The organism is Dactylosporangium sp. CS-033363 (assembly GCF_050942475.1).
Classification (GTDB): Bacteria; Actinomycetota; Actinomycetes; order Mycobacteriales; family Micromonosporaceae; genus Dactylosporangium.
Genome location: NZ_CP192032.1, coordinates 130770 through 157160, shown reverse-complemented (window position 1 = coordinate 157160; position 26391 = coordinate 130770). Strand labels below are relative to the sequence as shown.

Below are 26391 nucleotides of genomic sequence, written 5' to 3'. Positions count from 1 at the left end.
GTCAGTTCCCCCCGCGGCCGGCACCGCCGCCGCCGAAGTTGCCACCGCCGCCGCCGAAGTTCCCGCCGCCACCCGTGAGGCCCGGGAACTGCTGCTGGTTGTTGGTGCCGGTGGTCGAGCTGGTCGTCGTGGTGGTGATCACGACCTGCTCGCCCGCCTGCAGGCCGGACTTGACCTCGACGAAGCCGCCGCCGGTGATGCCCACCTCGACCTGGCGCTCCTCGGTCGCGCCGTTCACCGAGACCTGCACCGTGCGCTGGCCGCCGGCCGTGCGCAGGGCGGTGCTCGGGATGCGCAGCGCGTTCTGGGCCTCGGCGATCGTGACCACCGCGGTCGTGCTCTGCCCCAGCCGGACCCCTTCGGGCAGCGAGTCGAGCGAGATCGCCACCGCGTAGGAGTTCACGTTGTTGCTGGTCGTGGCGGTCGGTGAGATGGTCGCGACCTTGCCCGTGGCCCGCGTGCCGGACAGCGCGCTCCAGGTGATGTTGGCGGTCTGACCGGCCTTGAGCTTGGTCGCGTCCGCCTCGGCGAAGCTGGCGTTCACCTGCAGCTTCGAAAGATCCGCCAGTTGTACGAAGCCGCTGCCCGAACTGGACGAGCTCGAACTGGAGCTCGTCGTGCCGGTACCGCCGCCACCAGAACCGCTGGAAGAGGACGATCCGCCGGAGGACGAGCCGACCGCGCCACTGACCGCGGTGACCGTCCCGGCGATCGGCGCGGTGAGCACCGTCCCGTTGACCGTGGCCTGGGCCGACGTCACGTTGGCCTGCGCGGTCGCCACCTGCGCCTCGGCCGACGCGATGGTGGCGTCGTCCGCGCTGTTGTTCTCGTCGCGGGTCAGCGCCGCCTTGGCCGCGGTCAGGTTCGCCTTCGCGGTGTCCAGCGCGGCCTGGGCCGCGGTCGGGTCGACCTTGGCCAGCGTCTGGCCCTTGGTGACCACGTCGCCGACCTTCACGTCGACCTCGGTGACCGTGCCCGAGGCGGTGAAGTTGGCGTTCGCGGTGGCGGCGCTGGCCACCGAGCCGGTCGCGGAGACCGTCTGGGAGACCGTGCCCTGGGTGACCGCCACGAGCCGGGTCCGGGTGGTGCTCTGTCCCGTGTCGGCGCTCGCGGCCGGCCCGCTGACGATCTGGTACGCCCAGAACGCCCCGCCCACCGCGGCGAGCACGAGCACGGAGTTCACGAGGGTCACGGAGTTGAGCCGTGGCTTGCCCAAGGAAGGCAGCGACAAACGCATGAGGGGAATCCTGAGCGAGGTCGCTCGGAGCAAACCTCAGCGAACCTCGGAGTTGCCTCGGAATCCGGTTGCGGGCATTTCCGCCGATTCGTCCAAATCGATGTCGGCAAAGTCGTCGGGAAGATCGAGAGCCGGCAGCAGGACCCGGAACGTCGCGCCCTGGCCCGGCGCGGTCCACAGCTCGACGCGGCCGCCGTGCGCCTGCACGATCGAGGCGACGATCGACAGGCCGAGGCCGGCGCCGCCGGTCCGGCGGGAGCGGGAGCCCTCGGCGCGGTACAGCCGCTCGAACACGCGAACCGCGTCCTCCGGCTTCATCCCCGGGCCCGTGTCGCTGACCTCGATGCAGCCCAGCGCCGTCCCCTCGGGCAGGGCCGCCCCGACGGTCGCGATCGGCAGCATCTTCGGCGGCCCGGCGCGCCCGACCCGGACCACGATGCGGGTGTCCTCCGGCGTGTGCTGCAGCGCGTTGCTGACCAGGTTGGCGATCACCTGGCGCAGCCGGGCCTCGTCGCCCTCCACCGTGATCGGCTCGAACGTGGCCGAGCGCTCGTCCAGCGCGGCGAGCTGCACGAACCGGGTCGGCACCCGCACGTGCGCGTCGCGGACCGTGTCGGCGGCGACGGCGAGCAGGTCGACCGGGTGCTGCTGCAGCGGGCGCTCCTCGTCGAGGCGGGCCAGCGTGAGCAGGTCGTTGACGAGCAGGCGCATCCGGCCGACCTCGAGCTCGATGCACTCCATCGCCTCGTCGAGGGCCGGGCCGGGCGGGGCGCCGCCGCGCCGGTACAGCTCGGCGAACCCCTGCACGCTGGTCAGCGGCGTGCGCAGCTCGTGCGCGGCGTCGGCCAGGAACTGCCGCAGCCGCCGCTCCGACGCCGCGCTCTCGTCGACCGCGCCCTCGATCCGGGTCATCATCGTGTTGAGCGCGATGCCCAGCCGGCCCGACTCGGTGTGCGCGTCGGCGTCGTCGATGCGCCGCGACAGGTTGCCGCCGGCGATGTCGGCCGCCGCCTCCTCCATGCGCGTCAGCGGGGCCAGGCCGACCCGCACCAGGGCCGCGGTCGCCACGCCGGTCAGCACGAGCAGAAAGAGACTGACCCCCGACGTGTACTGCACCATCTGGTCGCGCGTCGCCGCCACGTCCTTGAGCGAGATCGCGAACGCCCCGTAGCCCCCCGCCGAGCTGTTCCAGGTCGCCGGGAAGACCCGCACCCGCCACTGCGCGCCCGGAGTGTCCACGGTGAACGGCCGGCCGTCCTGTGCCCGGGCCGGGATGTCGCCGAACAGCTTCGGGTCGACCAGCGGCGTCTCGCCCGTACTGTCGAGCTTGCCGGTCGAGTCGAAGCGGTAGATCTGGAAGTCCGGGCCGGGCGAGAACTGGCCCTCGGGGCGCTTGTTCTGGGTCGTGTTGTTCGGTGGACGGCTGCCCCGAAACGGACCGGCGAGCTGCTGGTCGACGCGATCCATGAGGTACCAGTTGAGGAACAGCACCCCGATCACGTTCGCGGTGATCAGGGCGACCGCGGCGATGGACACGACCGAGACGACGATCCGGGTCCGGACCGTCCAGTGCCGCCACGGCCGCAGGTTCACGCCTCGGTTCTCGGCAGTCTCAGCGCGTACCCGACGCCGCGCACGGTGTGGATCAGCGGCGGATCCCACTTGTCGATCTTGCGGCGCAGGTAGTAGACGTAGCTCTCCACGATGCGTCCGTCGCCGCCGAAGTCGTAGTTCCAGACGCGGTCCAGGATCTGCGCCTTGGACACCACGCGACCGGCGTTCGTCAGCAGGTACCGGAGCAGATTGAACTCGGTCGGGGACAGGTCGACGCGGTTGCCGCCCCGGCGCACCTCGTGGGCGTCCTCGTCCATCTCCAGGTCGGCGTAGCGCAGGACGCCGCCGTCGACGAGCTGCTGCTGCTCACCCAGGCTGCGGCGCAGGATCGCGCGGATCCGCAGCACGACCTCCTCGAGGCTGAACGGCTTGGCCACGTAGTCGTCGGCCCCGACGGTCAGCCCGGAGATGCGGTCCTCGACCGAGTCGCGCGCGGTCAGGAACAGCACCGGCACCGGCCGGCCGCTGGTGCGCAGCCGCTGGGCGACCTCGAAGCCGTCCAGGTCGGGCATCATGACGTCGAGGACGACCAGATCCGGCGCGTACTCCGCGGCGGCGGCCAGGGCCTCGTTGCCGCCGGAGGCCACGCGCACCTCGAACCCGGTCAGCCGCAACGTGGCCGACAACAGGGCGCGGATGCTGGCCTCGTCGTCGACCACGAGGACCTTGGGCTGGCGTTCGGTCGCCTGCACGGCGCTGATCGGCATCGGCTCCATCGTCACTGACCCGCCGTCAGGATCTCGTCGCCTTGGGCAAGTCCGCTCTTGATCTCGGTGTTGACGTCGCCGCGCAGCCCCGTCTCGACGGACCGCCGCTCGTCCTTGCCGTTGACGCGGACGGTGACGAACCCGTCGTGCACGGCGGTCGAGGGAACGGACAGGACGTCGTCCACGGACGCGGTGACTACAGCGACAGTAGCGCTCTGCCCGTACAGCAGCGTGTCGGGCACCTTGTCGAAGGAGATCAGGGCGGCGTACCGCACCAGGCGGTTCGACACCGTGCCGGCCGGGTCGATCTGCAGGACCTTGCCGGCGTACTTCTCGGTGGCGTTGTCCGGCAGCGTGATCGACGAGGTCTGGCCGACCTTGAGCGCGGCCACCTCGGCCTCGGTGAACTGGGCCTTGACGACGGCGTCGCCGGTGCCGGCGAGCGTGATGACGTTCGAGCCGGACTGGCTGCCGACCGAGCCGCTGACCGCGAGGATCTTGCCGCCGACCGGCGCGGTGATCACCGTGCCGGCCAGCTTGGTCTGGGCCTGGGTCAGGCTGAGCTTGGCGTTGTTGAGCCGCTGTTGGGCGCTCATCAGGTTGTCGCTGGTCTGCTGCACCTGGTTGGCGCGGGTCTGTGCGGCGTTCTGCTGCGTGCCACCCTGGGTTGTTTGTCCAGTTTGTCCGCCGGTGCCACCGCCACTGCCGGTGCCGCCGCCCGCCCGCGCGGACGAGGACGGGTTGGCCGCCGCGGTCGTGGGGTTGGACGTGGGCAACGCCAGTGCCGTGTCGTGCGCGGTCTCGGCCTTGTCCAGCGAGTCCTGGGCGTTGGAGACGCTCTCCGTGGCCTGGTCGACCGCGTCCTGGGCCGACGAGGCGTCGATCTTCGCCAGGACCGCGCCCTCGGCCACCGTGTCGCCGGCCTTGACGTTGAGCTCGGTGAGCGTGCCGCTGGTGGTGAAGCCGAGGCTGCGGGTGGCCTGGGCCTGCACCGTGCCCGACGCGGACACCGTGCTGCGCACCGCCCCGCGACTCACTTTCGCGGTGCTGACCTGCACCGGAGCCTTCTCGTCGTGACTCGTGAGCACGACGGTCGTCACGGCCGCGGCCGCGAGCACGGCGACCCCTCCGGCCAGCCACCAGACCTTCATGGGAACGTAGTTCAGCCGGTCTCCCTCCCGGATAGCTCGGGCCGACCTCAAAGTTGGCTGGGAGAGCCGCTATGAGGGAACTTTGAGGTTCGGTCGACTTCGTACCGAGCTTGGCGACGTTCCATCACACGGGTGATGAACAAGCGGATCGGCGGCGCCGCCCTGGCGCTCGCCGCGGTGGCGTTCTTCGCCGCCGCCTGCGGCTCCTCCGACGACACTGCACCGGCCGCCGCGGGCGCGTCGGGCGGCACGGACTACCAGACGTGCCTGCGCAACAACGGCGTCGACCTCCCGCAGTTCAACGCGTCCAGCCGGCCCACCGCGCGCCCCTCGGGCATGCCGACCGCGCGCCCGTCCGGCCAGGCCCGCCCCTCGGGCGAGCCGCGCCCGTCCGGCAGCGCGGGCTTCCGCAACGGTGGCGGCGGCGGCTTCTTCGGCGGCACCGCGGCGCCGAACGGCGTGGACCAGCAGACCTGGGAGAAGGCCCAGAAGGCGTGCGAGTCGCTGCGCCCGACCGCCTTCCCCAGCGGCGGCAACTTCGGCAACCGCGGCGGCGGGAACGGTGGCAACGGACGGGACGCGGCGTACCGCAACTGCCTGTCCGAGCACAACGTGACCGTCACCGGCTCGGTCGACCAGCTCGACACCTCGGACCCGAAGGTCGCGGCGGCCGTGCAGGCCTGCGCGCCGCTGAAGCCGGCCCCGGCCGCGTCCTGACCCTCTGACCACCCGCTCGGCCGATCGCCGGACTCGACGACCCCTTGTCGCCGAGTCACTGCGCCCGGCTTTCGGCCGAGCGGGTCGACCCGCCTGACTTCAATTCAAGGGTGCGTCGGCGTCGCACCCGCTGTGCGCCGGTCTCGCGGTCACAAACGGTCGTTCCGGACATCGTGGGAGTGTCCGGACGCCGCGACCGCGAGATCGGCGCTCATTTCGCGTGTCGGTGCCGGTGGCCGGTCGTTGCGCACGGTATGGAAGCGCTGGACACCTTCTCTCGGACGTTCCTGCCGGCCACCGCGCTGGCCAAGCTGCCGGGCGCCACCGTCGCGCGCCACGTCCAGGTGCTGCGCCACTGCGCCGGGGACCGCGACGCGGTCGCCGTGATCGCGCGCTGCACCACCGATCGCAGCCGTCGCAACGTGCTGATGCTGACCCGCAACCGCCTCGTGGTGACGAGCGAGTCCGCGGTGCTGCGCCGCGTCTCCCTGCACCTCAACGCCGACCTGCACCAGCTGGCCGACGTCGCCTGGACCCCGGAGCCCGCCCGGGCCGGCATCCAGCTCGGCGTGACGGCCATCGACGGGGTACGCGAGAACTTCTGGATCCGCCTCGGCTCGAAGGCCGAGATGTGGCGACTGGACGAGGCCCTGAAGCAGGCGTTCCGCACGCCGTGGGGCGTCATCGAGCCCGCCCGCGCGGCCACCGCCAAGGCCCCGGCGGCCGCGACGGCCAAGCCGCGCGCGGAGCTCCGGCTCGCCTAGTGCATCGATGAACGGCAGTGGATCGGCCCGACTCAAAGCGGGCGCTGGCTGCCGCTTCAAGTGGGCCGATCGCTCTGACTCATAGCCGCGATCGGGCGGTCCCAAACATCTCTCGAACAGTGGCGGAGCCCCCGAACCGGCAGAATGGGGCGGTGGATCAGGGCAAGGGCCTCGTGGTCGTCGTCGAGGACGAGAAGCCGATCGCCGACCTGCTGCGGATGTACCTCGCCCGCGAGGGCTTCGGGGTGCACGTCGAGCACGACGGGCCCGGCGGGCTCGCGGCCGCGCGGAAGCTCCGGCCGGTGGCCTGCGTGCTCGACATCGCGCTGCCCGGCATGGACGGGACCGAGGTCTGCCGGCGGCTGCGCGAGGCCGGGGACTGGACCCCGGTGCTGTTCCTGACCGCCCGCGACGACGAGGTCGATCGCATCCTCGGGCTCGAGCTCGGCGGGGACGACTACATCACCAAGCCGTTCAGCCCGCGGGAACTGGTCTCGCGCGTGAAGGCCGTGCTGCGCCGCACGCAGGGGCCGCCGGACGTCGAGCAGGTGCGCACCGTCGGGCCGATCAGCATCGACCCCGCGCGCCGGGAGTGCCGCGTCGACGGCGCCCCCGTGACGCTCACGTCCACCGAGTTCTCCCTGCTGGCGCACCTGATGGGGCGGCCGGGGCGGGTGTTCACGCGCGAGGAGCTGCTGGGGTCGGTCTGGGGGTACGCCGCGCACAGCGGCACCCGTACCGTCGACGTCCACGTCGCCCAGGTCCGCGGCAAGCTCGGCGAGGCGGCCTCCGTGATCCGGACCGTCCGCGGCGTCGGGTACACCGCCGATGCTTAAGAGCCTGGCCGCCCGCACCGCGCTCGTCACCTGCGTCGTGGCGGTGATGTCGGTGCTCGTCACCGCGGCCGTCGGCATTCCGCTGACCGCCACCCAGGCCAACAAGGCCGCCCGCGAGCGGCTCGCGGACGACACCAAGCTCACCGCCGAGCTGATGCGCCCCCGCTTCACCAACACCCCGCGCAACCCCGCCGACGAGGCGACCGTGGCCAAGCGGCTGGCCGATCAGGGCATCGACGTGTACCTCATCCGCGCCGGAAAGCCCGACCGCGAGGGCCTGCCGCCCGGCGTGGTCAAGCTGATCGCGGCCGGCCAGAACGTCGACGTGCGGCGGGCGGTCGTCGGCGGGACGATCCGGCTCGTGGCCGGGCGGGCGATCGGCAAGGACGGCAACGGGGTCGTGCTGGCCGAGCAGCCGCCGGGCGGGGCCCTGGCGCGCTTCGCCGGGCAGCTCTGGATCGCGCTGCTGGCCGGGCTCGCGGCCGGGCTCATCGCCGGGCCGCTGCTCGCGCGGCGGATCTCGCGGCCGATCCGCACCGTGGCGACGGCGGCGAAGCGGCTGAGCGCCGGGGACCGCACGGTGCGGATCGCGCCCGACGGGCCGACCGAGGTCGCCGAGCTCGCGCACGCCGTGAACGGGCTGACCGCCGCGCTGGCCACCAGCGAGGGGCGGGAGCGGGAGTTCCTGCTGTCCGTCTCGCACGAGCTGCGCACGCCGCTGACCACGATCCGCGGGTACGCCGAGGCGCTGGCCGACGGGGTGGTCGGCGCGGAGGGCGCCCAGCGGGCCGGGCAGACCGTGCTCGACGAGGCCGAGCGGCTCGACCGGCTGATCGCCGACCTGCTCGTGCTGGCCCGGCTGGAGGCGGCCGACCTGCCGATCGAGGTCGTCGAGGTGGACCTCACGCAGCTGCTCGCCACGACCGCCGAGGCGTGGGGCGGGCGGGTCGCCGCGGCCGGGCTGGTCCTGCGCACCGAGCTGCCGCCGTTCGCGGTGCCGGTGATCACGGACCCCGGGCGGATCCGGCAGATCCTGGACGGGCTGCTGGAAAACGCCCTTCGGGTGGTACCGGAGCAGGCTCCTCTGGTTTTGGCTTTGCACACGGGACCGTCGGCGGCCCGAATCGAGGTGCGGGACGGCGGCCCGGGCTTCACGGACGAGGACCTTGCGGTGGCGTTCGAGCGGGGCGCCCTGTCGCGGCGCTATCAGGGCGTGCGCAAGGTCGGCAGCGGGCTCGGGCTGGCCCTGGCCGCCAAGCTCTCGCACCGGCTCGGTGCGCACATCGACGCCGGGCACGCGCCCGAGGGCGGCGCGAAATTCACGGTCACCTTCCCGTTGCGGTCCGTGTCATGATGGCGGTCTATGCACACCTGGTGGGTGGTCCTCGGGCTCAGCGGCGCCGGCGCGTCGCTCGGCATCCTGCTGGTCCAGGTGCTCTTCTGGCAGCGGCTGCGGCGGGTCGGCACCGATCCGGTCGGGATCTTCACGCAGGGCGTCGCGCTGCGCTGGGTCGGGGTGCCGCTCGCGGTCCTGCACATCGTCCTGTTCCTGCTGCTGACCCGGCTGGACCAGCCCGGCTGGTGGCTCGGCGGCGTGGTCACCGTCCTGTCGGTGCCGGTGCGCCGGCTGCTCAATCTGCGGGCCATCACGGTGATCGTGCGCGGCGTCGGCTACGAGCACGGTCCCGTCGTCGACCGTGACGGCGCCGACGTCGCCCGGCTGCGCTACCGGCAGCTCGTGCTCAGCTGGTACCGCCACGAGTACACCGGCCACCGCGTCGGCGACGTGATCGCCATCAAGATCCTGGGGCTGCTCGTCCACCTGCTGTTCTGGCCCATCGCGGCGCTGGGGGCGCAGGCCTCGCACGTGCTCATGTGCCAGGACCCGGCCGACGCCCTCGGCCACTCGACGGACGGCCACGAGCGCCCCGGCGACGGGTTCCGCACACTCGGCACCCCATATGTCAGGTTTGCGGCGCGGGATCCGAGGTAGCCAACCTACTCGGCCAGACTCCGAGGAGGTACCCCGATGAAACGCTCGCGGATAGGCCTGCTCTGCAGCGCGGCGGTGCTGACCGTGATCGGCACCCTGCCCCCCGCGACCGCGACGGCGCAGCCCACGCCCGAGCCCAGCGCGCCCGGCTCAGCCGGCCCGCCCCGGCACGGGCAGCACCACGACATGCTCAAGAACGTGCTGCACGGCGAGGGGACCGTGGAGACGAAGGACGGCCCGGTCCGCGTCGCGCTGCAGAACGGCGAGGCGACGACGGTGACCCGGACGACGGCGACGGTCCGCTCGTCGGACGGCTTCACGCGCTCCTGGCAGCTGCCGGCCGACCTGAAGGTGTACGACAAGCGGCACACGCTGCAGACCAACGGCATTCAGCCGGGCATGCAGGTGACCGTCGCGGGCACGGCCGGCTCGGCCACCGCGACCACGTGGACCGCGAAGTGGGTCGTCGTGCGCGGGGCCGACACGACCAGCGAACAGCCCTCACCCGACACGCCGATGACGCCGCCGGGCCTGATGACCAACGCACCCGCGCCCGGCGCGTCCTGATGCTGGAGCCCGGTTTTACGGTGTTGTGAAGCCGGGCTTCAGGCCCGCAGTTCGGCGATGCAGCACTTCACGCTGCCGCCGCCCTTCTTGAGCTCGCTCAGCTCGACCGGGACGGGGACGTACCCGGCCTCGCGCAGCCGTGCCGCCAGCCCGGTGGCCTCGCTGTTGAGCACCACATTGCGCCCGTCGGAGACGAGGTTGAGGCCGAACGCGAGCGCGTCCTCCTCGGTAGCCACCACCGCGTCCGGGAAGAGCTGGGCGAGCACCCGCCGCGACGACTCGGAGAAGGCCCCCGGGTAGTACACGACGTTGGCGTCGTCGAGCGGCTGCAGCGCCACGTCGAGGTGGTACATGCGCGGATCGACCAGGCGCAGCGAGACCACCGGCCGGCCGAGCGCCTCCTGGGCCTCCGCGTGCGCGGCGACCTCGGTCCGGAAGCCGTGCCCGGCGAGCACCAGGCCGCCGTGCGCCGCGGGCAGATAGGTGAAGTCACCCTCGCCCTCGTTGGTCTCCGACGGCATCACGTACCGCCAGCCGAGCGTGTCGTAGAACCGCCGGTGCGCGTCCGCCTCGGCGCTGCGCTGCGGGTACTTGAACTTCGCGCCGTAGACGACGCCGTCGACCGAGAACGCGCCGTTGGCCGCGTAGACCATGTCCGGCAGGCCGATCTCCGGCGCCAGGACGTGCACCTCGTGGCCCAGGCGGACCAGCGCCTCGCGCAGGCCCTCCCACTGCTTCACGGCCAGCTCGGTGTCGACCGGGGCGGTGGTGTCCATCCAGGGATTGATCGCGTATTCCACCACGAAGTGCTCGGGTGGCGACATGAGATACGACCGCGTCACGAGATCAAACGGTAGAGTCGCCGTGTTTCACAAAGTAGCGAGAAAAGTTGCTTTCGAGAGGGGATTCATTGCGTCTCGACCCGATCGACCAGCGAATCATTGCGCTGCTGCAGGAGGACGCCCGCTCATCGTATGCCGACATCGGCGACCGGGTGGCACTGTCCGCCCCGGCCGTCAAACGGCGCGTCGACCGGCTCCGATCCAGCGGAGTGATCCGCGGCTATACGGCCATGATCGACCCGGGCGCGGTCGGCTGGACCACCGAGGCGTTCGTCGAGCTCTTCTGCACCGGGCGCACCTCGCCGGCCCAGCTCAAGGCGGCGGCGCAGCGGCATCCGGCGGTCGTCGGGGCGTACACCATCTCGGGTGAGGCGGACGCGCTCGTCCACCTGCGCGCCATGGACATGGCCGGGCTCGAGGAGGCGCTGGAGAAGCTGCGGGCCGAGCCGTTCGTGACCTCGACGCGGAGCATGATCGTGCTGTCGCGGCTGGTGGAGACGCTCGCGCCACGAATCGCGGCGGACCCGGGAACCGTGGGCGGGCCGGCGCCGTCGTAGAGCCATGAGACGCGCCGCTCTTGTGCTGAGCGCTATTTGCCTGGCTCTTACTGGATGTACCGTCGAGTCCGATTTATCGGGTGTGTCGTCTTCGTCGGCTGCACCTTCTCTGAAGCTCGTCGCGTACGACGACTGTGGGGAGTTGCTCAAGGGCCTGCGCACGGCGGCCGCCGAGGCCGTCGGCCCGTGGGGGTTCGGCAACCTTCCCGGCGGCATGCGGACGACGCTCAACGGGGCCGTCCCGGATGCGAAGTCCGCGGTGCCCGCCGCCGGGTCCGGCGCCGAAAAGGACTTTTCGGGCACCAACACGCACGAGGCCGGCGTCGACGAGCCCGACTTCGTCAAGACCGACGGCAAGCGGATCGTCACCCTCACCGTCGGCAGCCTGGTCGTGATCGACGCCGCCACCCGCAAGATCAGCGGCACCCTCGCGCTCGGCGACGCCAGTGCGGCCGACAAGGGGGCCGTCGGCGCCAGCCAGCTGCTGCTGTCAGGCGACCGCGCGCTGGTGATCGGCTACGACTACTCCGACCCGCGGGCCGGCGGCGGGGTGCTGCTGACCCTCGTCGACCTCGCCGGAGCTCCCAAGATCCTCGGCTCGTACCGCATCGACGGCGCCTTCGTCGACGCCCGCCAGGTCGGCACCATGGCCCGGGTCGTGATCCGCTCCGCGCCGCGCATCGAGTTCCCGGACTCGGTCAAGGGCCGGCAGACCAAGAGCGACGACGAGCGGGTGGCGGCCAACCGGGCCGTGATCGCGGCCGCGCCCGTCGAGGCCTGGCTGCCGCGGTACAGCTCGACCGACGCCGCGGGCAGGAAGACCGACGGGCAGGTCGGCTGCGGTGCGGTACAGCTGCCGGAGACGTATTCGGGAACCTCGCTGCTCACCGTGACCAGCTTCGACCTCGGCGCGGCCGGCCTCGGCTCCGGCGACCCCGTCACGGTCGCGGCCGACGGCGGCACCGTCTACGCCAACGGCCCCAGCCTGTACGTCGCGAACGACCAGCGCTGGCGCACGTCCCCCGGCGTGATGGTCAAGCGGGCCGGCCCGGCGCCGGACCCGAAGACCCAGCTGTTCAAGTTCACGATCGCGGGTACCGCCAAGCCCAGGTACGTGGCGGCCGGCGAGGTCCCGGGCTGGCTGATCAACCAGTACGCGCTGTCCGAGTGGGACGGCCGCCTGCGGGTCGCGACGACCGCGAACGACGCCTCGACCGTGTACGTGCTCGAACAGCGCGGCGGCGCGCTCGCCGAGGCCGGCAAGGTCGGCGGCCTGGGCAAGGGCGAGCGGATCTACTCGGTGCGCTTCATCGGCACCACGGGGTACGTCGTCACCTTCAAGCAGACCGACCCGCTCTACACGCTCGACCTGAGCAACCCCGCCGCCCCCCGCGTCCTGGGCGAACTCAAGATCACCGGCTACTCGGCCTACCTGCACCCCGCAGGCGACGGCCGGCTGCTCGGCGTCGGCCAGGAGGCCAGCCAGCAGGGGCGGGTGCAGGGCCTGCAGGTCTCCCTGTTCGACGTGCACAATCTCGCCGAACCGGCCCGGCTGGCCCAGTTCCAGGTCCCCGGCACCGGCTCGGAGGCCGAATTCGACCCGCACGCCTTCCTCTTCTGGCCCGCGACGGGTTCCTTGGTACTGCCAATGAACGGTCAGCAGCCGGCCGCCCTGGTGCTGACGGTCCACGACAACCAGGTCACGAAGGCGGGCTCGATCGTGCACCCGGGGCAGTACAGCTACATCACCAGGTCGCTGGTGATCGGCGGCACGCTGTGGACCGTCTCCAACCACGGCCTGCAGGCGAACGATCTCGCGACGCTCGCCCAGCAGGCGTGGATCCAGCTCGACTAGCTTCGCTTACAGATACATCCCGGTTCGTTCGCTCTCGCCGGCGATCGCCTGCGTCTGCTTCGGCTTGTCGCCCTCGCCGAAGAAGCGCTTGCCGCCGAACTCGCCGTGCAGGCGGTCGTCCAGCTCGTCCGCGAGCCCGGTCATCACCTGCACGGCGAGCATGAGGTGGGTGGCCTGGAAGTCGCGCCCGAAGACCGGAACGCTGGCCCACACGGTGTCGTTCGTGCAGTACAGGCGGCCGATCGGCATCCGGTTGGTCAGCTCCGAGAGCTTCACGTAGAGCCGCTCGGTCGGCTCCACCTCGGTGAGGATCGGCGAGAACACGTCGACCAGCGGCGGGTTGTCGCGCACCCGCACGAACACCATCGCCGACCCCGACCGGATGCCGATGTCCCCGTCGGGATCGATCGGCAACTCCTCGGGCGTGGTCTTCATGAGCTTCGCGACGACGGTCGTCACCTTGTCGTACAGCGGCAGGTCCTCGGTCTGGTCGGCCAGCTCGGCGAGGCTCCCCGCACCGGCCCGCACCACGTCGACGACCCCGTCGCCGTCCGCGTCCGCGATCGAGGCGATCGACCGCGCCACCCCGAGCGCCGGCACCGGCGCGACCCGCCCCTCGGCGTCATGCGCCAAGTACGTCAAAAACGCGGGATGCGGCGCCCCATAGCTGTCCCGCAGCGTGCGCGTGATCAGCCGGCTCAGCTGCTGCGCCTCGCCCTTGCCGACCCGCAGCCCGAACGACTCGCCCGACCCCGGCACAACTCCGGGCGGCGACCAGCCCAATGCCACGATTTCCGCGATGACGGTACGGTCGAGCCGGTACGCCGGAGGCAGATCGGCATTGCTGACGGCCGTGGCCGCAAGCTGATCGTCCTCTTCCCCGGTGACCTGCACCGAGTACACCGCGTCCCCGGTCCCGGAGGCCGTTGGATCGAGCGTCACGTCGAGCGTGGTTCCCGGTTCGAGCCCGCGCAGCCCGTCCACCAGTTGCCGCGCAAACTCCCGCCAGGCCTCGGCCACCTTCTCCTTGAGGTTGCCACCCGCCGGGTCCTCGTCGTCGAACAGCGCATTGCCGGACTCACCAGCCATGATCGCCTCCCTCTCCCGCGCCCTCACCCTATCCAGAGTCGATCGCTCACTCGGCGCGGGTGGCCAGCCGACTCAACTCGGCACTGGTGGCCTGCACATCCGCCCCCTGCCCAACCGCCACCCCGAGCAGAAACGCCGTGAGCGGCGCCCCGGGTCTCGCCACGTTGTGCGCCACGTCTCTAGCAAGATCGAGCACGGCGTCCCGCACCCCGTCGTCGGGCGCGTCGACCCCCAACGCCTCTGCCGCTTGCGCCAGCCACTCCCCGAGCACGTTCTCGCTCACTGCACTGCCCTTCTCGCCTTGCCCAGGTCCTCTTCGGTATCGCAGTCCACGTACGGCGCCCGCTCCCCCTCCCACCGCACCTCATTGACCTCGAGGTGCTGCAGCAGCCGCCGCAGCGACCCGCCGCCGGGCTCCCCGAACTGCTGGATGGCCCGCCGCAGCGCCCGGACTCGCCAGACCCCGCAGAGCAGTTGCCGCCGCCCTTCCCCATCGACAAACAGTGCCCCGTCTTTCGCCCCGAGCCCACGCAGGAGTACGCGAATCGCCTCTGCCGACAAAAGCGGCAAATCAGACGCCAGCAGCGCGACCTTCTCGTTTTCCGCCACCGCGGCCACTCCGACGGCGGCCGCCGCCACGGGCCCTCCCCCGGCTGGCTCTTCTCGTACAACCGTGATCCCGGGCGGCAGCCCTTCACGATCGGGCCCGACCACAACGACGGGCGAGGCCCCCACTTCACGCACGGCGTTCACGACCCGCACCAGCATGGGCACCCCACCGACGGCGACCATCGGCTTGTCCCGCCCCCCGAGCCGGGCCGCCCGGCCACCGGCCAAAATCACCGCAGCCAGCGGTACGTTCCCCTCAAGCACAACGAGAACTTACCGTCGGACGAGAACCCCGAAACGCCACCGCCGCTCAGCCAAGGGGGCCGCCCACATGGGCCGCGTAACGCAACGCCGCACCATAGTCCGCGTCCACTTGCCCGCCCCTGAGCCCACCTCGGCCGTCGCGACTTCCGTCCAGGTCGAGGCCCGCCTGGCCCCGGACACCCTCGCGGCCGAGGAACCCCTGGAGATCCGCGTAGACGGTTCCCCGCTGGCGGTAACCATGCGCACCCCCGGCGACGACCTGGACCTGGCCATCGGTTTCCTGCTGACCGAGGGCGTCATCCGGAAGGCTTCGGACGTGGTGACCGCCAAGTTGTGCGCCGGCGACGAGGAGCCGAACACGTACAACGTGGTGGACATCCGCCTGAGCCCCGACGTACCCGTCCCGCTCACGCAGGCGGCCGCCCGCAACTTCTACACCACGTCCTCCTGCGGCGTATGCGGCAAAGCCAGCATCGACGCAGTCCGCACCCGCTCACCCTTCAACGTCGCCGCCGACCCCCTGACCGTCACACCGGAGGTCGTGTCCGCCTTGCCGGACGCCCTACGCAAACGCCAACGAGCCTTCGAAACAACAGGCGGCCTACACGCCGCCGGCCTGTTCACCCCGGACGGCGACCTGGTCTGCCTACGCGAGGACATCGGCCGCCACAACGCGGTCGACAAGGTCATCGGCTGGGCCGTACGCCAGGAACGCCTCCCCCTCTCCAACCACCTCCTGATGGTCAGCGGCCGAGCCAGCTTCGAACTCTGCCAAAAGGCCTGGATGGCCGGCATCCCCCTGCTCGCCGCGGTGTCCGCCCCCAGCACCCTCGCCGTGGACCTGGCCACCGAGGCCGGCCTGACCTTGATCGGCTTCCTACGCGGCCCAACCTTCAACGTCTACGCCGCCGCCCACCGCCTGACCGGCGTCCCACCCCTTCCCGCACACCACTAGCCGCACCAACCCACCCCCCCCCAGCCCTCCGTCCGACCGGCCCCACCGCGCAAGCCACACCGCGTCAGGCCACACCCCGCGAGCCGACGCCTAGTCAGGCCACGCCCTCGCAAGCCCCCCGCCGCGCAAGGTCCCACGCCCATGCAAGCCCAACGCGCGCAAGGTCCCACGCCGCGCAAGGTCCCACGCCGCGCAAGGTCCCACGCCGCGCAAGGTCCCACGCCGCGCAAGGTCCCACGCCGCGCAAGGTCCCACGTCGGCGCTGCCCGCCGAGCACTCCGCCGCGCGGCATCGGCCCGCGCCTGCCGTCCTCAACGAGCCCGACCGTTTCACGTGAACCAACCTCCGCCCCGCCGGCGTCACCCGCCACGGCACCTGGTCAGTCCACGCGCTGGCCGCCCGCCGAGCTCACCGCCGCACCTCATCAGCCGATGCCGAAGGCCCTCCCCCTCGTCAGCTCGAGCCGCCGTTCCTTCATCGCACGCCGGGTGACGTGGGCCGACCACGCCTCGTCAGCCCACGCCCCGCCACCCCTCGATCAGCCCGTCGCCCCGCCTCTGGAGCGCTCACCTCGTCAGCCCACGTCGGTTGCCCTTCGATCAGTCCGTCGCGCCGCCTCTGAAGCGCTCACCTCGTCAGCCCGCGCCCGCCGCCCCTCGACCAGCCCGTCGCCCGCGTCTGGAGCGCTCACCTCGTCAGCTCACGTCGGTTGCCCCTCGACACCGTCGGCCAACGACTCCGCGCCGTCCGCCATGGAACAGACGCCTGCTCGCGATCGGGGCCGCATTCGGGAGCGAGGCCCCGCCCCACGCCCAACACTCGAACCGACGCTCGCACCGCCCGAGGCTCCTGCGCCGACACCCGCACCGCCCGCTCCGCTGCCCGCACCGCCAGCACCGCTGCCCGCACCGCCAGCACCGCCCGAAGGTCCCGTGCCGACGTTCGGACCGCCCGGACCGACGCTCGAGCCGCCCGAAGGTCCCGCGCCGAGGCTCGGACCGCCGACACCGCGCGCCGCCCCAACGCTCGGACCGCCGACACCGCCCGCCGCCCCAACGCTCGGACCGCCGACACCGCGCGCCGCCCCAACGCTCGGACCGCCGACACCGCCCGCCGCCCCAACGCTCGGACCGCCGACACCGCCCGCCGCCCCAACGCTCGAACCGCCGACACCGCCCGCCGCGCCGAGGCTCGAACCGCCGACACCGCGCGCCGCGCCGAGGCTCGAACCGCCGATGCCGCCCGCCGGGCCGGCGTTCGAGCCGTTCGCGCCATCGGCCGAGGTCGCGCCGTCACCTGTAGCGGCAGTCGGGGGCGTGCCGGTGTGGGCGAAGGTCAAGGCCCGCGCCGAAACCCGGCGGGGCTTGCGGCGCCTTCGGCGGGACCGTCCGATCGGCGGTACCTGCTCCGGCGACAACCCCCGCCCCAGGATTTCGGCCATCAGGCCGGCCGCCGAGTACCCCGGGTCGGCGTCTAACGCGCGGTCCAAGGCCAGCGTCGCGTGCAACCCGTTCCCGAGCCGCCAGGACAGGTAGGACAGCAGCACCGCCGAAGGCGCGCAGGCCGCCGGCTCGCAGCGGCGCACCATGTCGGTCCACAGCCGCAGGTGGCCCTCCGTCGTCGAGCCGTTGCGTGTGTCGCGGTCCAATCGCTCCCACGCGCGGTCTCGGAAGTCCACGATCAGCAGGAGCACCTGTAGCCACGCGATCTCGTCGTCGGTCAGGCGTCCGCCCGCGCCGTAGGTGGTGAGCGCCGCTTCGAGGGCGGCGCGGCCGGCGGCGACGGCGGCTGCGCGTACACGAGACGGGTCCTGGCCTGTAACGAGCCTGATCATGCGCAGGTTGGATCGGTTGCCCGCCTCCTCCATGGCCACCAGGGCCGGGCCGACCGGGCCGGCGAACGAGGCCGCCACCGCCCCTCGCGAGGGCAGGGCGACCATCCCCGCGAGGGTCGCCTCGGCCGCGATGACCGTGGTGGACGGGTCGAACGGGCGGCCCTCCGCCGGACAGCAGCCCGGGATCATGCACAGCAGCGACCAGAAGCGGCCCTCGTGCGTTCGCAGCACGTCCAGGATGGTGATGCCCCGGGCCGTCATCGCCGCCTGTACGGCCTCGAGGAAGGGCTCCGCTCGCGCCGGCGGTCCGTAGCCCACCAGCAGGGCGCCGTCTATGCCGTTGCGGCGGAACAGCCGGCCGTAGTGGTCTGCCAGCACCACCGCGGCGTCGTGGTCGTGGGGCAGGTCGCCGCGCAGCTGCAGGTGCAGCCCGCTGCCGCGCAGGCCGAGCGCGACCAGGCTGTCGGTGGGGTGGAAGCCCAGCAGGTAGGGCATGGCCGAGAGGAGTTCGACGGGTCCGCGCAGGCGCATTCGGGAAGCCATGCCCACGAGCCTCGTCCCGCCCGCCCCGCCCCGGAAGACCGAGTTTTCGCCTGTGGATAACCACCCCGCCGCTGTCCACAGGCCTTGCGAACGTTACGAAAACCGGGCAACCACATCGGCATAGTCGCCCAAAACGGACGAACCCCAAAAAATGATGATATAGGAGATATGTCGTGGCGCGCAGCGCCCGACATATCTATATACAGAGAGCGTCAGTAACGAAACCGAAGGTCATACAAATCGACCCCGTCCCGGAACACCGACTCCCGGGAAGACTGCAGATCGATCGACAACGTCAGCCGAGCCAGCGCGTCATACCCGGCCGCATGCAAGCACCGAATCGCATCAAGATTCCGAGCCGAAGGCGAGATGCTCAACCGCCCGAGCCCCCGCCGCCGCCCCTGATCAGCCACGTGGGAGAGAAGCGTCCGCCCGATCCCCTCGCCCCGCCGGGACGACGAGACCACCAGCGGCTCGACCTCACCCCCGCGCCCGTCCAGCAGGAGACCCACCATCCCGACGACCCCGCCGCCGACATCAGAGGCCACCCACATCCCGGAAAGATCCAGCCGGGTGAGGTACTCCTCGAAGGCCGCCCCGGAGTCGTCGTCGGACGTGGCCCCGTAGAGACCCGCGTCAGCCGCGGTCATCTCGGCCCAGAGCTGGCGGCACTCGCGATGGTCGGTCGGACGGTACGACCGGATCGTGAGCGCGGACACCTGCGTCGCCGACGACACCTGAGTGCTCATAACTCATAGTTACTCCGCCGGGCCGGATCGCGACACCCACATCGCAGGATTGCTACCCGGTCCGGGAAAGCACCCGGGCCGGATCGCGACACCCACATCGCAGGATTGCTACCCGGCCCGATTCGCCACTTTTGCTGCATCGCGCGGACCGCACATCACGAGATGTCCCTGGTAGGGCCCTTGCGTTAACATCAAAAATGGCTCGCAGCTACGACGAAGGGACGACCCGGTCGGGGGTCGTCCCTTCGCTGTTTTCCTTGCACCTGGTGCCACCGCCCCGACAGAAGGGCGGGAGATCACGTTACGGAAGGCGGAATTCGCCGTCCTGGTCGACCGCGGCGATGAAGGTGTCCCATTCCGCGCGGGTGAAAAGCACCGAGCCCGCGTCGGGGGAGTTGGAGTTGCGGACCTCGACGACGCCGTCGACGAACCGCGCTTCGACGCACTGTCCGTTGTTACCGCTTCGTGTGGGCTTGTGCCACTGCTCGTTCAGCGCAGCCATCTGCGCACTCCTTCGGGTCAAGGCCGAACTCAGTTCGCAGAATCCTCGATCATGTTGATCGACTCCAACGGGCTGAGCGCGGCAGCTCGCAGATTCTCGAACACGTCGGCGTACCGCTGGACATCATCGGCGGCCGGGTAGATGTCGCCGGTCATGGCCTCGGCGTACACGACGCTTGGTGCATCTTGGAACTTGAGAATCGCGAACGATCCAGCCATGCCGGCATATGCCCCTCCGGAGAAGGGCAGGATCTGGACCGTCACGTTTCTCGCCCGGCCCATGTCGGCCAGGTGCTTGAGCTGCGACCGCATGACGTCAGGCCCGCCGATGCTGCGCCGGATGACGCTCTCATCGAGGACCGCTATGAGCTGCAGGGGTGCTTCAGTGCGGCTGAGCAGGTTCTGCCGGTCGCGGCGCGCCTTCACGTGCGCCTCGACGGCGTCCTCCGACTCACCGGGCGAGGCGGCCAGCAGGGCGCGGGTGTACTCCTCGGTCTGGAGCATCCCCGGCACCACGAGCGCCTCGTAGTCACGCATCTCGATCGCGCTGGACTCGAGCCCGATGTAGCGGGAGTAGCTCGACGGCAGATCGCCGTAGCGGGCGAACCAGCCCCGCGTCTTGCCCTGCCGCGCGAGTACGACCAATGTGTCGATCTGTTCTTGATCAGTAACTTCGTAAATCTCGAGCAGGCGCTCCAGCGTGCTGCGCCGGATTCCGACCTTGCCGCCTTCCATCCGGCTGATGGTGCTCGGCGAGCAGTCCAGTTGCAGGCCGACGTCCTCCGTGGTGAGCCGGGCCTTCTCGCGCAACTCGCGAAGTTGCTTGCCCAACTGGAATCGGGGGAACGTGGGGCTGTGGGCGCTGGACACCGCTCACCTCCATTACTCAAGACGAGTGTGTCCGTTACCGGGGTACTGCGCAAGCGCGGGTTGGGTAAGCGATTGCCTTGCTCTACTCAACTTCGCAAGTCCGTATTGCCGCGGGAAACCTGCACGTGCATTCTGGACGCGTCGGATCGCACCTCGGCCGGAGGGAGATCAGCGGTGTTCGAGGACGATACGCTGCTGCTCGAAGGCGCGCCACGGCTCTTCGGCATTGTCGCTGATCCACTCGATGACGATCATCCGCAGGTTGTCGCCTGGGGGCACGAGCTGCCCGACCAGGCAGTGCTGACCTGGCGCCTGAGCAACGGGCAGACCGAGATCGCCGTGTTCCGTTCCGCCGAGGCCGCGCTGGCCACGGCACAGCAGCTCTACGCCGCGCGCCTGCTCTGGACGGCGCCCGCGGTGCAGGGCGTCTGAGGAGCATCAATGTCCGTCATCTACGACCACGCCATCACCGATGCCCGCCGCCGCGTCGAGCGCCACCAGCCCCTGGCCGGCCGGCACGCCAAGGGCTGCACCGCGGGGTGCCCGCAGTGGCCATGCAAGCCGTTCGCCACGGCATGGGCGGTCGTGACGCGCAACTCGAACACGCGAGCCGGACGGTAGCCTCCCCGACGCCGAATCGGCCGACCGGAAATGTCCGATCGACCGACCCTGATGGATACCCGTTTCTTTGATGTTGTCGTCCCACCCCGGCCACGCCCGATCCTGGATCGGCGGGCCCTCCTCCGCAGGAGGCGAAAGCACGCCGGGTGGCGAGACTTCCGCGGGCCGGCGGGTCCTGCTCGGAGTACCCCCGCCGCCTGAACCACCCGAGTCGTGGGACGCCCGCGGCGCGACATGAGGGCGTAATGGTGGCTGAGGTGCGGTCGGCACGGCGCCGAGCGAGTGCCGGGCCGCCGGCCCCGAGGCGTGCAGACCCGACGTCGGTCCGGAGCTCAGCACGCCCGGCCCCGGCTGCGGTGCGGCGACGATGGGGGCCCGGGTCTGCGGCGCGCTGTCCAGGGTGGCGCTGCCGGCGACCACGACGATCATGGTCGGCACCGACGTGAGCAGGACAAGCAGCGCGGAGATCAGCAACGGCCGCCGGTTGGGCGAGAACAGCCGGTGATGTCGCACGTCCGAAGACACCAGAACTCCAAACCTAGCGGGGTCAATCGGACTAACTGCACGCAACCCGGCAAAGACACGGAGTTAGCAGGACTCCATAGTGTCGATCCACACGCCTTCTGCGATGCTGGACACACACCGGCAACGGGGCCGTAGCCTCCGCATACCCTGCGAGGCAGAGCCCCGGGGTCGGCTCCCGGACATGACTGCCCGTCATGTCCAACGCGGCGCGCCGACCCCACCGGGTCGCCGCGTGGCAGACACCCCCGCCGCGCGGCAGGGTCAACCCCCGCTGCCGACGCGAGAGACGACAGGGAGAAAACGGATGGCGAAGGGCGAAGTCAAGGCCCGGGCGTCAGGGACACGGGCCGCGCCGGAACCCGCGTTCGTGCAGCTGCTCACCCCCGAGGGCGACCGAGTCGAACACCCCGACTACACGGTCGACTTCACCGACGAGGAGTACCGCTCGCTCTACCACGACCTCGTCGTGGTCAGGAAGCTCGACGCCGAGGCCACCGCGCTGCAGCGCCAGGGCGAGCTGGGCATCTGGGCGAGCCTGCTGGGCCAGGAGGCGGCCCAGGTCGGCTCCGGCCGGGCCCTGCGCGCGCAGGACATGGCGTTCCCGACCTACCGCGAGCACGGCGTGCTCTACACCCGCGGCATCGACCCGATCATGCCGCTGAGCCTCTTCCGCGGGGTCGACCAGGGTGCCTGGGACCCCAACGAGTGCAAGTTCAACATGTACACGATCGTCATCGGCGCGCAGACGCTGCACGCGACCGGCTACGCCATGGGCATCACCAAGGACGGCAAGGTCGGCTCCGACGACGGCGAGGCGGTCATCGCGTACTTCGGCGACGGCGCCACCAGCCAGGGCGACGTCAACGAGGCCTTCATCTGGGCGTCGGTCTTCAACGCGCCGCTGGTGTTCTTCTGCCAGAACAACCAGTACGCGATCTCCGAGCCCCTGGAGCGCCAGACCCGCGTTCCGCTGTACCACCGGGCCAGCGGCTTCGGCTTCCCCGGCCTGCGGGTGGACGGCAACGACGTGCTCGCCTGCTATGCGGTCACCCGCAAGGCGCTGGACGACGCCCGGCACGGCCAGGGCCCGTCGCTGATCGAGGCGTACACGTACCGCATGGGTGCGCACACCACCTCCGACGACCCGACCCGCTACCGCATCGCGAGCGAGGTCGAGGCCTGGCAGGCCAAGGATCCGATCAAGCGGCTCCGCGGGTTCCTGACCAAGCAGAAGATGGCGAAGGACGACTACTTCGACGCCGTCGACGAGGAGGCCCGGGTGGCCGCGGTCAGCCTGCGGGAGCGGGTGCTCTCCATGCCGGATCCCGATCCGATGACGCTGTTCGATCACGTGTACCCGCACGGCTCCGAAGAGCTCGCGCAGCAGAAGGAACAGTTCGCCAAGTACCTCGCGTCCTTCGAGGGGAGTGGGCACTGATGGCCGCCACCGAGAACCTCTCGATCGGCAAGGCGCTCAACACCGGGCTGCGCCGCGCCATGGAGCGCGACGACAAGGTCCTGATCATGGGCGAGGACGTCGGCAAGCTGGGCGGCGTCTTCCGCATCACCGACGGGCTGCAGAAGGACTTCGGCGAGGACCGGGTGATCGACACCCCGCTGGCCGAGTCCGGCATCATCGGCACCGCGGTGGGCCTGGCCATCCGCGGCTACCGGCCGGTCTGCGAGATCCAGTTCGACGGCTTCGTGTACCCCGCGTACGACCAGATCGTCTCGCAGGTCGCGAAGATGCACTACCGCTCGGGCGGCCGGCTCAGCCTGCCGATCGTCATCCGCATCCCGTTCGGCGGCGGCATCGGCGCGGTCGAGCACCACTCGGAGTCCCCCGAGGCCTACTTCGCCCACACCGCCGGGCTGAAGGTCGTCTCCTGCGCGACCCCCGACGACGCGTACTGGATGATGCAGCAGTCGATCGAGTCCGACGACCCGATCGTGTTCATGGAGCCCAAGCGCCGCTACTGGGAGAAGGGCGAGGTCAACGTCGACTCGGCCAGCCTGCCGCTGCACGCCTCGCGCGTCGCCCGGGCCGGCACCGACGTCACCGTGATCGCCTACGGCCCGATGGTGCGCACCGCGCTGGACGCCGCCACCGCGGCCGAGGAGGACGGGCGCTCGCTCGAGGTCATCGACCTGCGCACGCTCTCCCCGCTGGACATGAAGCCGGTGTACGACTCGGTGCGCCGCACCGGCCGCGCCGTCGTCGTCCACGAGGCGCCCGGCAACCTGGGCCTCGGCTCGGAGGTCTCGGCCCGGATCACGGAGGAGTGCTTCTACTCCCTCGAGGCCCCGGTCCTGCGCGTCACCGGCTTCGACACCCCCTACCCGGCCGCGCGCCTGGAGGAGGAGTACCTTCCGGACCTCGACCGGGTGCTCGACGCCGTCGACCGCTCGTTCGGGTTCTAGGGGGCCGCGCGCAGATGACCAGGGTCAAGGAGTTCAACCTGCCCGACCTGGGCGAGGGCCTCACCGAGGGCGAGATCCTCAAGTGGCTGGTGGCCGAGGGCGACACGATCATCCTCAACCAGCCGATCGTCGAGGTGGAGACGGCCAAGGCCGCCGTCGAGATCCCGGCGAAGTGGGCCGGCAAGGTCGTCAAGATCCACCACCCCGAGGGCACCATGGTCGAGGTCGGCTCGCCGATCATCGCCATCGACACCGATCCCGGCGCGGGCGACCTGCCCGCCGACCTGCCCCAGCCCTCGGCCGCGTCGCTGGCCGCGGTCGAAGTGGCGGGCGAGGGCCCGGTGGAGCCCGGCCTGATCGGCGGTCCCGCGCCCGGCGGCCGCACCGCGGTCCTCGTGGGCTACGGCCCTCGCACGACCGCCGCCAAGCGCCGTCCCCGGGTTTCTTCAAACGCCGCAGTTGTACCGGATGTGCCTGCATCGACCACGCCGGAACCCGCCCCGCCGGCACCGGTGGCCGAGCCCGCGCCCGCGGTACCGGCGGCGCTGACCCCGGCTCCGGCCCGCAGCGGTTCGGTGCTCGCCAAGCCCCCGGTCCGCAAGCTGGCCCGGGACCTCGGCGTCGACCTGACCACGATCACCGGCACCGGCCCCTCGGGCTCGATCAGCCGCGACGACGTGCTGAGCGCCCAGGCCGGCGCCGGGGCACCGTCGGCCGCCGCGGCCGCCGCCCCGGCCCGGGCCCCGGGCGAGCGCGAGGAGCGCATCCCGGTCAAGGGCGTGCGCAAGCTGACCGCCGAGAACATGGTGGCCAGCGCGTTCACGGCCCCGCACGTGACCGAGTTCCTGACGGTCGACATGACCCGCTCGATGAAGGCGATCGAGCGGCTCAAGGCGCACCGCGACTGGAAGGACGCGCGGATCTCGCCGCTGCTGATCGTGGCGAAGGCGTGCCTGCTGGCGCTGCGCCGGTACCCGATGGTCAACTCGACCTGGGCCGGCGACGCGATCGTGGTCAAGCACTACGTCAACCTGGGGATCGCGGCCGCCACCCAGCGCGGCCTGATCGTGCCGAACATCAAGGACGCCCAGGACCTGACCACCCGCGAGCTCGCGGACGCGATGACCGCCCTGGTCGGCACCGCCCGCGAGGGCAAGACCCCGCCGTCCGACATGACCGGCGGCACCTTCACGATCACGAGCGTCGGCGTCTTCGGCGTCGACACCGGCACCCCGATCCTGCCGCCGGGCGAATCGGCGATCCTGTGCTTCGGCGCGGTACGCGAGCAGCCCTGGGTTCACAAGGGCAAGATCAAGATCCGGCACGTGACCACGCTGGGCCTGTCGTTCGATCACCGCATCATCGACGGCGAACTGGGCTCGAAGTTCCTGCGCGACATCGGCGCGTTCCTGGAGGACCCCGAGGGCGCCCTGCTCGCCTGGAGCTGACCTGCGTTTTGCTTCGCACAGCGGCCCCCGCGCTCCGGCGCCGGGGCCGCTGCTTTGTGCAGGCCAATCCGCGCGCGGTGGCTCCCGCGCGGGAGCCCTCCCACTGTCACATGGCCGACGAACAGGGCGTTTACGCAGGATGCAAGCCTACGAATCATCGGCGCGTGGGCCGCGTCACCTAGTATTCGCTGGCTCTGGATCTCGCTTTGGGCGTGTAATGGATGTGAACCAAGTACATCCCTTACACACTCCCCAAGGAGCCCGCCGTGAGCACCCTGTTCGAGCGCATCAAGGCCCGCCGCAACGCCGCCCGCCGCATGGACGCCATCGAGCGCGCCATCGCCAAGAACCCCTCCGCCGCCCTCCGCGATGAGCTCTACGCCATGATCAACCGCAGTTAGCCAGGACACCACCCCGCACCGCCCGAACCGCCCCGGTCCGACCCTCCCCGGACCGGGGCGGTTGCGCGTTCGTTGCCCACTACTGGTTTGCTGACATCCGAACCGACGAACCTCGGTACCTGGCACTGGGATGTCACACCCCGTTCGACTACGGTCGGGGTCTGACCAACAGGAGGCACGCATGACGTCCGATCAGCACCCGTCCGAGCAGCCGGACGAGGCTGCGTCGAGCACGCCCCCACCGCCCGGCCGCCCCCCGGCCGTCCGCGCCAAGGCCTCGGTCCCCGTGCCGTCCTCCCCTCCGCCGGCCCCCTCCCCGGAAGACGCCGACCGCCCCGGCCCCTTCCCGCCGTCGGGCCCCACGGCCCCACCCAACTACGGCAACCCGGCCCCGCAGACCTACGGCACCGCCTCCGTCCCACCGCCCCCCGCTTACGGCGCCGCTGCTGGCTCCGTCTCCGGCCCCCCGTCCGAGTACGGCCCCGGCCCCGCCACCTACGGCTCCGCGTCGAGCTCCCCCGCCCCGGCCACCTACGGCCCCGGCGCGCCGGCAGCAGGCTCCGCGTCCGTCCCACCGCCGCCCGCCTACGGCTCACCTACTGGCGGACCCGCCTCAGGCCCGCCCGCTTACGGCTCGCCCACGGGAGGACCCGCCTCGGCGCCGCCCGCCTACGGTTCACCTGCCTCAGGGCCGCCTGCATACGGTGCCGCGTCCGGTTCT

The 26391-nt window shown here is 71.1% G+C and carries 28 protein-coding genes; 16 read left to right on the top strand and 12 right to left on the bottom strand.

Features of this window, described 5'->3' with window-relative positions:
- Nucleotide 1 precedes the first annotated feature (1 nt).
- From ACQPZ4_RS00780 to ACQPZ4_RS00765, 4 genes are read right to left on the bottom strand one after another with little or no spacing between them, the layout of a single operon-like run.
- Nucleotides 2-1237: an efflux RND transporter periplasmic adaptor subunit gene (locus ACQPZ4_RS00780; RefSeq protein ID WP_433054591.1), complete on the bottom strand. Its 1236-nt coding sequence runs from the start codon at nt 1235-1237 to the stop codon at nt 2-4.
- 36 nt (nt 1238-1273) lie between these two features.
- Complete coding sequence (locus ACQPZ4_RS00775; protein WP_433054588.1) at nt 1274-2830, bottom strand: sensor histidine kinase; 1557 nt, start codon at nt 2828-2830, stop codon at nt 1274-1276.
- A complete protein-coding gene (locus ACQPZ4_RS00770) occupies nt 2827-3558 on the bottom strand; it encodes a response regulator transcription factor (RefSeq protein ID WP_433054585.1) in 732 nt (243 codons plus the stop codon). The genes ACQPZ4_RS00775 and ACQPZ4_RS00770 overlap by 4 nt, the downstream gene beginning before the upstream one ends.
- An 11-nt stretch (nt 3559-3569) precedes the next feature.
- Nucleotides 3570-4709, bottom strand: a complete 1140-nt coding sequence (locus tag ACQPZ4_RS00765; RefSeq protein ID WP_433054582.1) for an efflux RND transporter periplasmic adaptor subunit — start codon at nt 4707-4709, stop codon at nt 3570-3572.
- A gap of 135 nt (nt 4710-4844) precedes the next feature.
- On the opposite strand from ACQPZ4_RS00765, the gene ACQPZ4_RS00760 reads away from it, so the two are divergent.
- The 6 genes from ACQPZ4_RS00760 to ACQPZ4_RS00735 all read left to right on the top strand — a co-directional run bounded on the left by ACQPZ4_RS00760 (nt 4845) and on the right by ACQPZ4_RS00735 (nt 9586).
- On the top strand, nt 4845-5426 hold the full coding sequence (locus ACQPZ4_RS00760) for a hypothetical protein (protein ID WP_433054579.1): 582 nt from the start codon (nt 4845-4847) through the stop codon (nt 5424-5426).
- 254 nt (nt 5427-5680) lie between these two features.
- Nucleotides 5681-6190 carry a hypothetical protein gene (locus tag ACQPZ4_RS00755; protein WP_433054576.1) on the top strand — a complete coding sequence of 170 codons (510 nt, stop codon included), beginning with the start codon at nt 5681-5683 and terminating at the stop codon, nt 6188-6190.
- 218 nt (nt 6191-6408) lie between these two features.
- Nucleotides 6409-7026, top strand: a complete 618-nt coding sequence (locus ACQPZ4_RS00750; RefSeq protein ID WP_433066096.1) for a response regulator transcription factor — start codon at nt 6409-6411, stop codon at nt 7024-7026.
- Nucleotides 7019-8380 (top strand): sensor histidine kinase, encoded by a 1362-nt coding sequence (locus ACQPZ4_RS00745; RefSeq protein WP_433054573.1) that lies wholly within the window; start codon nt 7019-7021, stop codon nt 8378-8380. Before ACQPZ4_RS00750 ends, ACQPZ4_RS00745 begins: the two co-directional genes overlap by 8 nt.
- Before the next feature lie 9 nt (nt 8381-8389).
- Nucleotides 8390-9019, top strand: coding sequence for a hypothetical protein (locus ACQPZ4_RS00740; protein WP_433054570.1), 630 nt, complete (start codon nt 8390-8392; stop codon nt 9017-9019).
- A gap of 36 nt (nt 9020-9055) precedes the next feature.
- On the top strand, nt 9056-9586 hold the full coding sequence (locus ACQPZ4_RS00735; RefSeq protein WP_433054567.1) for a hypothetical protein: 531 nt from the start codon (nt 9056-9058) through the stop codon (nt 9584-9586).
- Nucleotides 9587-9624: 38 nt separating this feature from the next.
- Here the strand turns inward: ACQPZ4_RS00735 and ddaH are convergent, their stop codons facing one another.
- On the bottom strand, nt 9625-10410 hold the full coding sequence (gene ddaH / locus ACQPZ4_RS00730) for a dimethylargininase (protein ID WP_433066094.1): 786 nt from the start codon (nt 10408-10410) through the stop codon (nt 9625-9627).
- Between the two features lie 86 nt (nt 10411-10496).
- Between ddaH and ACQPZ4_RS00725 the strand changes: the two genes are divergently transcribed.
- Nucleotides 10497-10985 carry an Lrp/AsnC family transcriptional regulator gene (locus ACQPZ4_RS00725; protein ID WP_433054564.1) on the top strand — a complete coding sequence of 163 codons (489 nt, stop codon included), beginning with the start codon at nt 10497-10499 and terminating at the stop codon, nt 10983-10985.
- Between the two features lie 82 nt (nt 10986-11067).
- Nucleotides 11068-12840, top strand: coding sequence for a beta-propeller domain-containing protein (locus ACQPZ4_RS00720; RefSeq protein ID WP_433054561.1), 1773 nt, complete (start codon nt 11068-11070; stop codon nt 12838-12840).
- A 6-nt stretch (nt 12841-12846) separates the two neighbouring features.
- Here ACQPZ4_RS00720 and ACQPZ4_RS00715 read toward each other — a convergent pair whose 3' ends face one another.
- The 3 genes from ACQPZ4_RS00715 to mobA are packed head-to-tail and all read right to left on the bottom strand — an operon-like array spanning nt 12847 to nt 14772.
- Nucleotides 12847-13929 carry a T3SS (YopN, CesT) and YbjN peptide-binding chaperone 1 gene (locus ACQPZ4_RS00715; RefSeq protein WP_433054558.1) on the bottom strand — a complete coding sequence of 361 codons (1083 nt, stop codon included), beginning with the start codon at nt 13927-13929 and terminating at the stop codon, nt 12847-12849.
- Nucleotides 13930-13975: 46 nt separating this feature from the next.
- Nucleotides 13976-14212 (bottom strand): DUF6457 domain-containing protein, encoded by a 237-nt coding sequence (locus ACQPZ4_RS00710; RefSeq protein WP_433054555.1) that lies wholly within the window; start codon nt 14210-14212, stop codon nt 13976-13978.
- On the bottom strand, nt 14209-14772 hold the full coding sequence (gene mobA, locus ACQPZ4_RS00705) for a molybdenum cofactor guanylyltransferase (RefSeq protein ID WP_433066092.1): 564 nt from the start codon (nt 14770-14772) through the stop codon (nt 14209-14211). The genes ACQPZ4_RS00710 and mobA overlap by 4 nt, the downstream gene beginning before the upstream one ends.
- Before the next feature lie 97 nt (nt 14773-14869).
- On the opposite strand from mobA, the gene fdhD reads away from it, so the two are divergent.
- The gene (gene fdhD, locus ACQPZ4_RS00700) at nt 14870-15757 is read left to right on the top strand and encodes a formate dehydrogenase accessory sulfurtransferase FdhD (RefSeq protein ID WP_433054552.1); all 888 of its coding nucleotides are present in this window, start codon (nt 14870-14872) and stop codon (nt 15755-15757) included.
- Between the two features lie 700 nt (nt 15758-16457).
- Here the strand turns inward: fdhD and ACQPZ4_RS00695 are convergent.
- From ACQPZ4_RS00695 to ACQPZ4_RS00680, 4 genes are all read right to left on the bottom strand, one after another.
- Entirely contained in the window at nt 16458-18134 is a 1677-nt protein-coding gene (locus ACQPZ4_RS00695; RefSeq protein ID WP_433054549.1) for a DUF4192 domain-containing protein, read from the bottom strand.
- Nucleotides 18135-18346: 212 nt separating this feature from the next.
- On the bottom strand, nt 18347-18883 hold the full coding sequence (locus ACQPZ4_RS00690) for a GNAT family N-acetyltransferase (protein WP_433054546.1): 537 nt from the start codon (nt 18881-18883) through the stop codon (nt 18347-18349).
- Between the two features lie 301 nt (nt 18884-19184).
- Complete coding sequence (locus ACQPZ4_RS00685; RefSeq protein WP_433054543.1) at nt 19185-19385, bottom strand: DUF397 domain-containing protein; 201 nt, start codon at nt 19383-19385, stop codon at nt 19185-19187.
- A 29-nt stretch (nt 19386-19414) separates the two neighbouring features.
- Nucleotides 19415-20254, bottom strand: a complete 840-nt coding sequence (locus ACQPZ4_RS00680) for a helix-turn-helix domain-containing protein (protein WP_433054540.1) — start codon at nt 20252-20254, stop codon at nt 19415-19417.
- Nucleotides 20255-20428: 174 nt separating this feature from the next.
- Between ACQPZ4_RS00680 and ACQPZ4_RS00675 the strand changes: the two genes are divergently transcribed.
- The 7 genes from ACQPZ4_RS00675 (at nt 20429) to ACQPZ4_RS00645 (ending at nt 25670) form a co-directional block, all read left to right on the top strand.
- Nucleotides 20429-20686, top strand: a complete 258-nt coding sequence (locus tag ACQPZ4_RS00675) for a hypothetical protein (RefSeq protein WP_433054537.1) — start codon at nt 20429-20431, stop codon at nt 20684-20686.
- A 9-nt stretch (nt 20687-20695) separates the two neighbouring features.
- Nucleotides 20696-20875 (top strand): hypothetical protein, encoded by a 180-nt coding sequence (locus ACQPZ4_RS00670; protein ID WP_433054534.1) that lies wholly within the window; start codon nt 20696-20698, stop codon nt 20873-20875.
- Nucleotides 20876-21242: 367 nt separating this feature from the next.
- Complete coding sequence (locus tag ACQPZ4_RS00665; RefSeq protein ID WP_433054531.1) at nt 21243-21380, top strand: hypothetical protein; 138 nt, start codon at nt 21243-21245, stop codon at nt 21378-21380.
- Nucleotides 21381-21704: 324 nt separating this feature from the next.
- Nucleotides 21705-22838: a pyruvate dehydrogenase (acetyl-transferring) E1 component subunit alpha gene (gene pdhA / locus ACQPZ4_RS00660; protein ID WP_433054528.1), complete on the top strand. Its 1134-nt coding sequence runs from the start codon at nt 21705-21707 to the stop codon at nt 22836-22838.
- Nucleotides 22838-23821, top strand: a complete 984-nt coding sequence (locus tag ACQPZ4_RS00655; protein WP_433054525.1) for an alpha-ketoacid dehydrogenase subunit beta — start codon at nt 22838-22840, stop codon at nt 23819-23821. Before pdhA ends, ACQPZ4_RS00655 begins: the two co-directional genes overlap by 1 nt.
- Before the next feature lie 14 nt (nt 23822-23835).
- Nucleotides 23836-25269, top strand: a complete 1434-nt coding sequence (locus ACQPZ4_RS00650; protein WP_433054522.1) for a dihydrolipoamide acetyltransferase family protein — start codon at nt 23836-23838, stop codon at nt 25267-25269.
- A 266-nt stretch (nt 25270-25535) separates the two neighbouring features.
- Entirely contained in the window at nt 25536-25670 is a 135-nt protein-coding gene (locus ACQPZ4_RS00645; protein ID WP_433054519.1) for a hypothetical protein, read from the top strand.
- Nucleotides 25671-26391 lie beyond the last annotated feature (721 nt).